Genomic DNA, 12314 nt, shown 5'->3' on the forward strand with positions numbered 1-12314 from the left:
TGGCGTGCGAGGCTGGTCGGGCCCACCCCCGACCACCCCGACAGGAGTGCACCGCATGGGTATCAAGGACCAGTTCGAGGACAAGAAGCGCCAGCTCCAGGACAAGGCGGACAAGGCCAAGGAGCGCGGGCAGCAAGGCAAGGGCGAGGCCGGCGACCGCGCCCAGCAGGGCCGTGAGAAGGCGCAGGACGCCGCCCAGGACGCCCGCGACCGCTTCCAGAGCTGAGCGGTCGCGGGATCCGGCGCGCGTACCGCACACTGCGCGCGCCCGAGGGGTGCACCCGTTCCGGCGGGTGCACCCCTCAACGCATGAGCCCCTGGGCCTACTTGGTGACCTTCAGCGACGCCGGCCAGCCGTACCGCTGCGCCGCCGCGAAGAGGTTCTTGATGTCCGCCGGGGCCAGCTTCACGCAGCCCAGCGAGCGGTAGTCCCCGTCGCCGTCCCAGCGGTACGGGCTGTCGCGGCCCGGGACCGCGATGCCCTGGGCGCCGTCCGACCGCATCTCGCTGTGCACGAACAGCGCGGTGCGCTGGGTGCGGCCGTCCCGGCAGACCTTGTCGCCGACGTGGATCGCGTAGCCGTTGATGCCGTCCCGCCCGCCCTTCTTGCGCGTGGTGTGCGAGAGCACCCGGTACGTGCCGTCCGGCAGCCAGCCCTTGTTCCGTACGCATTCGTCGCGGCCCGCCGTACCGCCCTGGCCGGACCCGGCGCGGTAGTCGGCCAGCACCCTGCCGGTGCCGGTCTGCACCAGGCGCACCCGGGACGTGGCCGGGTCGCGCCGGTTCTTCTCGAAGACGAGGTGGGTCGGGCCCGCGCGGCCGGGTGGCGGGGCGGCATGGGCGGGTGGCGTGGCCGAGGCGAGTCCCGCCGTCAACGCTGCGGTGACGGCCAGTGACGCGGTGCGTATGTGGGATGCCATGCAGGTGCTCCTGTCGTGCGGGGACGGTGCTCAGCCGCTGCGGGGCGGCAGCGGGGGCCGACGCCGGTCCGGTACGTCGGACAGGTCGGGCGGCTTCGCGGCGGGGTGGCGTTCCAGGAGGTCCAGCGCGGTACGGACGGCGACGCCGAGCTGCGGGTGGCGGCCCTCGGCCCAGTCCAGCGGGGAGCGCGGCGCCTCGATGTCCGGCTCCACGCCGTGGTTCTCCACACCCCAGCCGTACGCCTCGAACCAGGCCGCGTTCATCGGCACGGTGATGTACGTACCGTCGCCCAGCCGGTGCCGCCCGGTCATCCCGACCACACCGCCCCAGGTGCGCAGACCCACGACCGGGCCGATGCCCTGCAGTTTGAACGCGGCGGTGATCATGTCGCCGTCGGAGGAGGTCATCTCGTCGGCGACGGCGACGACCGGGCCGCGCGGCGCGTTGCTCGCGTAACTGACCGGCTGGGCGTCGCGCGTCAGGTCCCAGCCGACGATGGTGCGGGTCAGCTTCTCCACGACCAGCTCGGAGATGTTGCCGCCGGCGTTGCCCCGGACGTCCACGATCAGCGCGGGCCGCGAGACCTCCATCCGCAGGTCGCGGTTGAACTGCGCCCAGCCGGAGCCGCCCATGTCGGGGATGTGCAGATAGCCGCACCGGCCGTCGCTCAGCTCGCGCACCACCTCGCGGCGCTTGGCCACCCAGTCCTGGTAGCGCAGCGGCCGCTCGTCGACCAGCGGGACCACCGCGACCCGCCGCGACGGGCCGCCGCCCTCGGGCGCAAAGGTCAGCTCGACGGTGGTGCCGCCGGCCGCGGACAGCAACGGGGCGGGCCCCGCCACCGGATCGACCCGGCGGCCGTCCACGTGGGTGAGCGCGGCGCCCTCGCGGATGCCCGTACCGGCCAGCGGCGAGCGGGCCCGGGAGTCGGAGGAGTCGCCGGGCAGGATGCGCCGCACCACCCAGTAGCCGTCCTTGAAGACGAAGTTGGCGCCGAGCAGGCCGATCGCGCGCTGGTAGTGCGGCGGGCCCTCGTTGCGCTTGCCCGCCGTGACGTACGCGTGCGAGGTGCCCAGCTCGCCCAGCACCTCGCGCATCAGGTCGGCGAACTCGTCGGGCGAGGCGACCCGTTCGACCAGCGGCCGGTACTGCTCCAGCACCCCGTCCCAGTCGACGTTGCTGAGCCCCGGGTCCCAGAAATAGGCGCGGATGATCCGGCCCGCCTCGTCGTACGCCTGGCGCCACTCGGCGGGCGGGTCCACCTCGTGCAGGATGCGCCGAGGGTCCAGATGGACGGTCGAGTCGGCGTCCGGCGGCTCGGTCGCGGGCACCGCCCGCAGGTCGCCCTCGTCGTTGACGACCAGCCGGGTGCCGTCGCCGCTGAGCGCGTAGGAGTCGATGACGGAGGTCAGTTCGGTGCGCTTGGCCTTGAACAGGTCGAAGTGTTCCAGCGTGGGCTGGCCCGAGGTGTTGTCGGGATTGGCGAAGGTCTCGCCGAGCGCGCCGGAGATCGGCCAGCGCAGCCAGACCAGCCCGCCGCCCGCGACCGGGCGCAGCGCCGAGTACTTCGACGCCGACACCGGGAACGGCGTCACCCGGCTGGCCAGCCCCTCCACCTCCACCAGCGCCGTGCCCTCGGCCGTCACCGGGGCCTCCGCCGGGTCCAGACCGCCCGCCGCGGGCCGCCCGTCGGCGGACAACTGGAAGGGGGAGGGCGTGGCGGAGGACAGCGGTACGAGGTAGGGGCGGCAGCCGAGCGGGAAGGACAGGTCGCCGGTGTGCACGTCGTAGACCGGGTCGAAGCCGCGCCAGGACAGGAACGCGAGGTAGCGGCCGTCGCGGGTGAAGACCGGCTGCTCGTCCTCGAAGCGGCCGTTGGTGACGTCCACGACGGTGCTGGCGGCCTCCGTGCCGTCCCCGGAGCCGTTGCCGGTCAGCCGGGCCATCTTGATGCTGCGCAGCGTGCGGCCGATGCCGGGGTGGGACCAGGTCAGCCAGCCCGAGTCGGGGGAGAAGGCCAGGTCGCGCACCGGCCCGTTCTCCGACCTGATCAGCTCGGTGACCCGGCCTTCGCCGTCGCCGTCGGCCGAGACGTCGACGAGCAGCAGCCGCCCGTCGTGCGCGGCCACCGCCAGCCGTTCGCCGTCCGGCGCGGCGACCAGCTCGTGCACCCGGCCGAGCCGGCCGGCGGCCAGGCGGTGCGGGTCGCGCGGGATGCCGGCCTTGGGCAGGTCGGCGATCTCGATGGCGTCGTCGCCCTCGGCGGAGGTGATGTAGGCGATCCGGCCGGTGGAGCCCAGCATCTCGGGCAGCCGGACGCGGACCCCCGGCTCGTCGTGGATGGTGCGGGCCGGGCCGTCGCGGTGGGTGAGCCAGTACAGGCTGCCGCGCACGCCGACGGCGCTGGCCCGCCCGGTGGTGTCCACGGCGAGGGAGGTGATGTGCGAGCCGGCCGGGATCTGGTACGTACGGCGTCCGGCGCGCGGCCCGCCGAGCCGCACCCGCAGGCGGCGCGGTGTGCCGCCCGGGCTCAGGTCGTCCACCAGCCACAGGTCGCCGCCGCACTGGTAGACGACGCGCTGCCCGTCGGTGGCGGCGTGCCGGGCGTAGAAGTCGGCGTGGTCGGTGTGCCGCCGCAGGTCGGTGCTGTCCGGCTTGCAGGAGTAGAGGTTGGCGATGCCTTCGTGGTCGGAGAGGAACGCGATACGGTCGCCGACGAACATCACCGCGTCCAGGTGACCGCGCAGGTCCGGCACGAGCCGGGTGCCGTGCAGCCACATCCGGCCCATCGCGCCGCCCCGGTAGCGCTTCCAGGAGGCGGGCTCGTGCGGCGGCTTGCCGGTGAGCAGCAGCGTCTTGCGGTCCACCGAGTCGTCGTGGCCGCCGCCGGCGCCGTCCCCGTCGCCTACGTGCCCGTACGGATGGCCGTCGCCCTCCAGCCGGTGCCCGTCCGCGGCGAAGTCGGCGACCGCGATGTCCGAGACCGGGCCCCAGGGCAGCCGGCCGCCGGGGCTGCCGTCGGTGGGGACGCTGTAGGCCCAGGAGTAGTACGAGAAGGGCTGGCCGTGCGAGGAGACGGCCAGGATCTGGCCGTCCGGGGTCCAGCCGCAGACCCGGGCGTCGGTGCTCCCCCAATAGGTGAGGCGGCGGGCCGGGCCGCCCTCCACCGGGGCGAGGTGGATCTCCGGGTCGAGGCTGCGCCAGGTGGTGAAGGCGATCTGTCTGCCGTCCGGGGAGATCCGGGGGTGGCTGATCCGGGTGCGGTCCACCGTCAGCCGCCAGGCCCGGGGCGTACTGCCGCCCTCGGTCGTCAGCGGTGCCACCCAGAGGTCGTCCTCGGCGGCGAAACACAGCATCTCGCCGTGGAGATGCGGGAACCGGAGATACGCGCCGTCACTCACGCCCCCATGCTTTCGGCGAGTGCGGACGGTGGCAACTCGGCCGGTGCGGTGTTCCCGTGACGCACACCACCATCGAAACGTTTCCGTTTCGCTGGGGCCGGAGGTACGGTCGAGCCGTACCGAGCTGTACGAAACGGTTTCGTTCACCACGAGGAGGTGTGCCGCCATGGGCCGCAGCCGGCTGACCCCCGAGCGCGAGGCGGAGCTCTACGCGGCCGTGCTCGACCTGCTCCGCGAGGTCGGCTACGACGCCCTGACCATGGACGCCGTCGCCACCCGCACCCACGCCAGCAAGGCCACCCTCTACCGCCAGTGGCAGGGCAAGCCCGAACTGGTCGCCCGGGCGCTCCACCACCACAAGCCCGTCCAGGTCGCCGACATCGACACCGGCAGCCTCCGTGGCGACCTGCACGCCATGATCTCCCGCGCGGACGACTGCGAGATGGAACGCGACTGCGCGCTGCTGCGGGGCCTCGCCCGGGCCGCGCACGACAACCCCGACCTCCACCAGGCGCTGCGCGACCTGATCGTCAACCCGGACATCTCCGGGATGGACGCGATGCTCGCCCGCGCCGTCGAACGCGGCGAGATCCCCGCCGGACGCCCCGCGCTCGCCTACGTACCCCACATGCTGCTCGGCGCCTTCGTCGCCCAGCAGCTCATCGAGGACCGGCCCCCGAACCGCGCCTTCCTCGCCGATTACGTCGACGCCGTGGTCCTCCCCGCCCTAGGCGTCTGACCGGCCCCGGCCCCCGCTGGGCCGGGCCGTCCGTCCCCAACTCCCCCCATAACGGCAGCACTCGACGCGCCGCTCTCGTCGTCGGGCCGGCTCCGTACGCCCTTGTACGTCCCTCATCCCGACGGGAGCGCCCCTTCTCGTGGCTACATTCCTCTACAAACTCGGACGGTTCGCCTTCCGGCGACGCCGCTTCGTCGCCCTCATATGGGTGGCGCTGCTGGCCGTCGCCGGAGTCGGCGCCGCCACCGCGTCCTCGCCCGCCGCCGACTCCTTCTCCGTACCGGGTACGGAGTCGCAGAAGACCTTCGACCTGCTGGGCGAACGCTTCCCCGGCACCAAGGCGGACGGCGCGACCGCGCGGGTGGTCTTCAAGGCGCCCGACGGGCAGCAGGTGACCGCGCCGGCGCAGAAGAAGGCCGTCGAGAAGGTCGTCGGCGAGCTGAAGTCCTCCTCGCCGCAGGTCGCCTCGGTCTCCGACCCGTACCTGGCCAAGGGCGTGGCCCGGGACGGCAAGATCGCCTACGCGCAGGTCACCTACAAGGTCTCCGGCTTCGAGCTGAAGGACGACGCGCGCGACGCGCTCAAGGACGCGGCACAGCACGGCCGGGACGCCGGACTGACCGTCGAGATCGGCGGCAACGCGCTCCAGGCCATGCCGGAGACCGGCGCCACCGAGATCATCGGCATCGTCATCTCCGCCGTCGTCCTCGTCATCACCTTCGGCGCGCTCATAGCCGCCGGCCTGCCGTTGCTGACCGCGCTGATCGGCGTGGGCATCGGCGTCTCGTCCATCACCGCGCTGGGCAGCGTGCTGGACCTGTCGAGTACGACCTCCACCCTCGCCATGATGATCGGCCTCGCCGTCGGCATCGACTACGCGCTGTTCATCGTCTCCCGCTACCGCTCCGAACTGGCCGAGGGCCGCGAGCGGGAGGAAGCGGCCGGACGCGCGACCGGCACCGCCGGGTCCGCCGTGGTCTTCGCCGGACTGACCGTCGTCATCGCCCTCGTGGGCCTGTCCGTGGTCAACATCCCGATGCTCACCAAGATGGGCATCGCGGCGGCCGGCACGGTCGTCATCGCCGTCCTCGTCGCCCTGACCCTGATCCCCGCGCTGCTGGGCTTCGCGGGCAAGCGGGTGCTGAGCCGCAAGGCCCGTAAGGGCGCTGTCGCCGCGAGCGAAGCCGAGGGCGGCAAGCCGAACATGGGCACCCGCTGGGCGCGCTTCGTACTGCGGCGGCCGGTCGCCGTGCTGCTGGCCGGGGTCGTCGGCCTGGGCGTCATCGCCGTACCCGCCGGCTCGCTGGAGATGGGCCTGCCGGACGACGGCGCGCAGCCCACCAGCACCACCCAGCGCAAGGCGTACGACCTGCTCTCCGACGGCTTCGGGCCGGGCTTCAACGGCCCGCTGATGCTGGTCGTGGACGGGCAGGGCAGCAAGGACCCGAAGGCCGCGGCGGCGCGGGTCGCCGGGACCGTCGCCAAGCTGGACGGCGTCGCGGCCGTCACCCCGCCGACCTTCAACCAGGCGGGCGACACGGCGCTGCTGAACGTCGTACCGAAGTCCAAGCCGAGCAGCACCGAGACCGAGGACCTGGTCCACGAGATCCGCGGCAAGGCGGGCGACGCGGCGCGGGACGCCGACGCGCAGGCGCTGGTCACCGGCACCACCGCGATGAACATCGACGTCTCCGAGAAGCTCAACGACGCGCTGCTGCCCTACCTGGCGCTCGTGGTCGGCCTGGCCTTCCTGCTGCTGATGGTGGTCTTCCGCTCGGTCCTGGTGCCCCTGAAGGCCGCCCTCGGCTTCCTGCTGTCGGTCGTCGCGGCGCTCGGCGCGGTGGTCGCGGTCTTCCAGTGGGGCTGGCTGGCCGACCTGTTCGGCGTCGAGCAGACCGGCCCGGTCATGAGCATGATGCCGATCTTCATGGTGGGCGTGGTCTTCGGACTCGCCATGGACTACGAGGTCTTCCTCGTGACCCGGATGCGGGAGGCGTTCGTCCACGGGGAGCGCCCCGGACAGGCCGTCGTCACCGGCTTCCGGCACGGCGCACGGGTGGTCACGGCCGCCGCGGTCATCATGATCTCGGTCTTCGCGGGCTTCATCGGCTCCTCCGAATCCATGATCAAGATGATTGGCTTCGGGCTCGCCGTCGCCGTCTTCTTCGACGCGTTCGTGGTCCGCATGGCCCTCGTCCCCGCCGTCCTCGCGCTCCTCGGACGCGCGGCGTGGTGGCTGCCCACGTGGCTCCAGCGGGCCCTGCCCAACGTGGACGTCGAGGGCGAACAGCTCCAGAAGCACCTCGCACCCGAAGCGGACGGGAAGCCGGAACTCGCCAAGGTGTGACGGCCGAGGCGTGACGAGCCCCGGGGCGGCCGCGTGAGCGGCGCGTCCGCCCCGGACCGCGCCGCCCCGTGGGGACGGGGCGCGGTGCGGACGACACGGCCCGGCGACGGGTCCCGTACGGAACGGGGCCGGTCGCCGGGCCGTGCCGTGTCCGCGTGCCGTGTCCGCGTCGCCGTGTCCGCGTGCCGGTCGGCGGGTCTCCTCAGGCGGCGTCCCCGGCCTGCCCCAGCGCCGCGTACACCGCCTCGACCAGCTTCAGGTTGCGGGTGTCGTCACCCGTCGTGCCGCCCCCGAAGCTGTTCATCACATACGCGTATGCCAGGCGGTTCTCCGGGTCGGCGAAGGCGAGCGAGCCGCCCGCGCCGCCATGGCCGAAGGCCGTCCGGTTCGGGCCGAAGTAGTGGGACTCGTTGAGCATGTAGCCGGAGGCCCAGGCGAACGGCAGGTCCTCCGGCGCGAACGCGCCGAGCACCAGGTCGCGTTCGCCGGGCCGGCTCTGCCGTTCCCGCAGGGCCGCGAGGGTGCCCGGGCCGACCAGCTCGCCGTCGCCCAGCGCGCGGTAGACCGCCGCCAGGCCGCGCGCGGTGGCGTTGCCGTTGCCGGCGGGGATCTCGGCCGAGCGGCACGCGGCGCTGTTCACGTCCCCCATGGGCATGTGGCGCATGGCGAGCGCCAGCGGGGCGAACGGGTGGGAGTCCAGGGACCGTACGGTCCCGTCCGGAATGCCCGGGAACGCGCTGCTGAGGACGCCGTCGCCCTCCGGGCCGATGAACTGGGCGCAGCGGCCGTGCTCCGAGGCGGGCGTGCCGATGTACAGGTCGGCGCCGAGCGGCTCGGTGATCTCCGTACGCAGGAAGGTGCCGAGCGAGACCCCGGTGATACGGCGGACGACCTCGCCGACCAGGAAGCCGAAGCTGACGGCGTGGTAGCCCTGCGCGGTGCCCGGCTCCCACCACGGCTCGGTGGCGGCCAGTACGGCGCAGGTCTTCTCCCAGTCGTACACGTCCTCGGCCGTCAGCGGCTCGCGGGGGCCGATCAGGCCCACGCGGTGCGAGAGCAGCCAGCGCACCGGCACCTCGCCCTTGCCGGCCTGCGCGAACTCCGGCCAGTAGCGGGCGACGGGCGCGTCCAGGTCCAGCTCGCCGCGGTCGGCGAGCAGATGGGCGCACAGGGCGGTCATGCCCTTGCTCGTCGAGTACACGGTGACCAGCGTGTCGCGCTCCCAGGGGCGGGTGCCGTCGGCGTCCGCGTGCCCGCCCCACAGGTCGACGACGGGCTCCCCGTCCAGCCACACCGCGACCGCGGCGCCCACCTCGTCGCGTTCGGCGAAGTTGCGCGCGAACTCGGCCCGTACGGTCTCGAACTGCGGGGCACAGGTGCCCTGAACGGCTGTCGTCACGGTCGGCGGCTCCTCACGCGGGCTGCATGGTTGCCTCGGCAACCTAACTCCGGGCCGCGGCCCCGTCCAGGACGCCGCTGGACACTTGGACGGCCCTTGGCGCGATCCCGCCCCCGGAGTCTCCCGTTGTGCCCTCAGAGCGCCTTCACAGCGCCCTCAGACCGCCGTCCGCTCCCGGTGTGACGTGTCCTCGTCCAGCAGCCGCGCCGCCATGCTGTCCAGCGCACGCGCCAGCCGGGCGCGGTCCTCGGGGTCCTCCGCGGTCCAGCCCTCCAGCCGCTCGTCCAGCCACTCGCGCCAGGCGACGATCAGCCGGTCGATCTCGGTACGGCCCGCCTCGGTCAGCTCCAGCCGGCCGTCGTCCCCGTACCGCGCGTACCCCGCGGAGACCACGCGGTCGAAGACCGGCTCCAGTACCTCCTCCGGCATCCGGTGCGCCTGCGCGACGGCCGCCGGCGACGTCTCGCCGTGGATGCGGGTACGCCAGTGGACCTGGCCCAGCGCCCACGCCTGGCCGGGCGTGAGCGGGCTGCCGGACACGGCCAGTACCTCCAGGCTCACCGGCCCCTCCGCCTTGCGCATCGCCCGCGCGACCGCACGCTCCAACTGCTGGTCGGAGTCGGTGGAATCGGGCGCGGCGAAGCCCTCGCCCAGGTCACCGGCGGCCGCCCGCGCGCTGTCGCGCAGCGGCACCTCCTTGAGGAACCACGCCACCACGAACCCGGCCAGCGCGACCGGCACCACCCACTGGAAGACGTGGTTGACGGTGTCGGCGTACGCGTCGATCACCGGCCTGGCCTGCGCTTCGGGCAGCCGGTGCAATGCCTGCGGGCTCGCCGCGGCCTCCGGCGGCACACCCGGCGACCTGGCCAGCGCGGCCTTCAGGTCGGGGTCGAGGCGGTTGCTGTAGAGGGTGCCGAAGACGGCCGTGCCGAAGGACGAGCCGAGGGTACGGAAGAAGGTCACGCCGGAGGTCGCGGAGCCCAGCTCGTGGTAGTCGACCGTGTTCTGCACGGCGATCGTCAGCACCTGCATCGCCAGTCCGATGCCGAGACCGAGGACGAACATGTACAGCGATTCGAGCCAGGCGCCGGTGTCCGCGCCCATGGTCGACATCAGGTACAGGCCGAGTGCCATCACGCCCGTACCGGCGATCGGGAAGACCCGGTAGCGGCCGGTGCGGCTGACGACGACGCCGGAGAGCATCGAGGTGCCCAGCAGCCCGGCGACCATGGGCAGCGTCCGCACGCCCGACATGGTCGCCGAGACCCCGTCGACGAACTGGAGGTACGTCGGCAGGTACGTCATCGCGCCGAGCATCGCGAAGCCGACGATGAAGCTGAGCACCGAGCAGACGGTGAAGACCGGGTTGCGGAACAGATGCATCGGGAGCATCGGCTCCTTCGCCCGCAGCTCCACGAAGACGAAGGCCGCCAGCAGCACCACCGAGCCCACGAACAGGCCGATGATGACGGGCGAGCCCCACGCGTACTCGTTGCCGCCCCACTCCAGGCCCAGCACCAGGCCGGAGGAGCCCAGCGCGACCAGCACGATGCCGATGTAGTCGATCACCGGGCGGACCGCGGCCCGTACGACGGGCACCGTACGCGCCGCCATGACGACCATCACGATCGCGATGGGGATGTTGACGTAGAAGCACCACCGCCAGGACGCGTGGTCGGTGAACAGGCCGCCCAGCGTGGGCCCGACGACCGTCGTCACCCCGAAGACGGCGCCCAGCGCGCCCTGGTACTTGCCGCGTTCGCGCAGCGGGATGACGTCCGCGATCAGCGCCATCGCCGTCACCATCAGGCCACCACCGCCGACGCCCTGCACGGCGCGGGCCACGACCAGCATCAGCATCGAGGTCGAGGCGCCGGCCAGGATCGAGCCGCCGACGAAGACCACCGCGCTGACCTGGAAGATGATTTTCCGGCCGAAGAGGTCGCCGAACTTGCCGACCAGCACCGTCGCCACGGTCTCCGCCAGCAGGTACGCCGTCACCACCCACGCCATGTGCCCGCCGCCGCCCAGGTCCGCGACGATCGTGGGCAGCGCGGTGGACACGATCGTCTGGTCCAGGGCGGCCAGCAGCATGCCGAGCACGATCGTGGTGAAGACGAGATTGGTACGGCGGCGGCTGAGCGCGGGCGGGGTGCTGCGCGCTTCGGGGGCGGAGGCGTGCGCGGCGGCCGTGGTCATGGACCAAGCCTTTGCGCCAATGCCCCGCTTCGCCACCTTTTGCTGCTGTGGGGGTGACGCGGCCGTTGCCGTTTCGCGCCCCGAGCGCTCTTGCGACCCGTTTGCAGTACGGCCACGATGAAGGGATTGCGCGGCTGAGCGGAGACTCTCATGCACGTACCCGACGGATTCATCGACGCCCCCGTCTCGGCCGCCACCGGCGTCTTCGCCGCTGCCGCCGTGGCCGTCAGCCTGCGCGGCGCCCGCCGCGAACTGGGCGGCCCCGGACCGCACGCCGGACCCGGCGCCGAACGCACCGCGCCCCTCGCGGGACTGGTCGCCGCCTTCATCTTCGCCGTCCAGATGCTCAACTTCCCCGTCGCCGCCGGGACCAGCGGCCACCTGCTCGGCGGCGCGCTGGCCGCCATCCTCGTCGGCCCGTACACGGGCGTGCTCTGCGTCTCCGTCGTGCTGCTCATGCAGGCCGTGCTCTTCGCGGACGGCGGGCTGACCGCGCTCGGCGTCAACATCACCGACATGGCGGTGGTGACCACCGTCGTCGCGTACGGGATCTTCCGCGGCCTGGTGAAGGCGCTGCCGCGCGGCCGCCGCGCGGTGACGGCCGCCGCCTTCGTGGCCGCCGTGGTCTCCGTACCGGCCGCGGCCGCCGCCTTCACCGGGCTGTACGCGCTGGGCGGCACCACCGACGTACCGATCGGCACCGTCTTCGCGGCGATGACCGGCGTACACGTCCTCATCGGCATCGGCGAGGCCGCCATCACCGCACTCACCGTCGGTGCGGTCCTCGCCGTGCGCCCCGACCTCGTGTACGGGGCGCGCGGGCTGGCCAAGCCGCTCCAACTGCGGACTTCCCCCTTGGCCGGACCCGCGGCGAGAGCGGGGGAGCGGGAGCCGGAACCGGCGGGGGCGGCCCGGCCCGCCGCCCGGCGCTCGGCCCGCCGCGTCTGGCTCGCGGGCGTCGTTGTCGCGCTCGTCTGCGCGGGCGGCGTCAGCTACTACGCCTCCGCCAGCCCGGACGGCCTGGAGAAGGTCGCCGAGGACCAGGGCATCGACGCCAAGGCCGAGGAACACGCCGCGAAGGACTCGCCGCTGGCCGACTACAGCGTCAAGGACATCGCGAACCCCAGGATCTCCGGCGGGCTCGCCGGAGTGATCGGGGTGGGGGCGACGCTCGCCGTCGGCACCGGTGTCTTCGTCGTCGTACGGCGGCGTCGCGGCGCGGCCCGGGACGCCGCCGGGGCGGATGCCGCTGCCGTCGCCGGGGACGCCCAGGCGTCCCCGCGGCACAGCGCGGAATCGGCCTGA

The 12314-nt window shown here is 73.0% G+C and carries 8 protein-coding genes; 4 read left to right on the top strand and 4 right to left on the bottom strand.

Going from position 1 to position 12314, the window contains the following annotated elements; genetic code table 11:
- Positions 1-55: 55 nt before the first annotated feature.
- Entirely contained in the window at positions 56-226 is a 171-nt protein-coding gene (locus tag EJG53_RS41200) for a hypothetical protein (protein WP_167515161.1), read from the top strand.
- Positions 227-323: 97 nt separating this feature from the next.
- On the opposite strand, the gene EJG53_RS24175 is transcribed toward EJG53_RS41200, so the two are convergent.
- Both EJG53_RS24175 and EJG53_RS24180 read right to left on the bottom strand, forming a co-directional pair.
- Complete coding sequence (locus tag EJG53_RS24175; RefSeq protein WP_125046514.1) at positions 324-920, bottom strand: L,D-transpeptidase family protein; 597 nt, start codon at positions 918-920, stop codon at positions 324-326.
- A gap of 30 nt (positions 921-950) precedes the next feature.
- Positions 951-4322, bottom strand: coding sequence for a S41 family peptidase (locus EJG53_RS24180; RefSeq protein ID WP_125046515.1), 3372 nt, complete (start codon positions 4320-4322; stop codon positions 951-953).
- A 166-nt stretch (positions 4323-4488) separates the two neighbouring features.
- Here EJG53_RS24180 and EJG53_RS24185 point away from each other — a divergent pair, with 166 nt between their 5' ends.
- Both EJG53_RS24185 and EJG53_RS24190 read left to right on the top strand, forming a co-directional pair.
- Positions 4489-5061 carry a TetR/AcrR family transcriptional regulator gene (locus EJG53_RS24185; protein WP_125046516.1) on the top strand — a complete coding sequence of 191 codons (573 nt, stop codon included), beginning with the start codon at positions 4489-4491 and terminating at the stop codon, positions 5059-5061.
- Between the two features lie 139 nt (positions 5062-5200).
- The gene (locus tag EJG53_RS24190; protein ID WP_125046517.1) at positions 5201-7408 is read left to right on the top strand and encodes an MMPL family transporter; all 2208 of its coding nucleotides are present in this window, start codon (positions 5201-5203) and stop codon (positions 7406-7408) included.
- 202 nt (positions 7409-7610) lie between these two features.
- Here EJG53_RS24190 and EJG53_RS24195 read toward each other — a convergent pair whose 3' ends face one another.
- Entirely contained in the window at positions 7611-8807 is a 1197-nt protein-coding gene (locus EJG53_RS24195) for a serine hydrolase domain-containing protein (protein ID WP_125046518.1), read from the bottom strand.
- A 156-nt stretch (positions 8808-8963) separates the two neighbouring features.
- On the bottom strand, positions 8964-11009 hold the full coding sequence (locus tag EJG53_RS24200; protein WP_125046519.1) for an MFS transporter: 2046 nt from the start codon (positions 11007-11009) through the stop codon (positions 8964-8966).
- 150 nt (positions 11010-11159) lie between these two features.
- On the opposite strand from EJG53_RS24200, the gene EJG53_RS24205 reads away from it, so the two are divergent.
- A complete protein-coding gene (locus EJG53_RS24205) occupies positions 11160-12314 on the top strand; it encodes an energy-coupling factor ABC transporter permease (protein WP_125046520.1) in 1155 nt (384 codons plus the stop codon).

Origin of the sequence: Streptomyces chrestomyceticus JCM 4735, assembly GCF_003865135.1 — a bacterium.
GTDB lineage: Bacteria > Actinomycetota > Actinomycetes > Streptomycetales > Streptomycetaceae > Streptomyces > Streptomyces chrestomyceticus.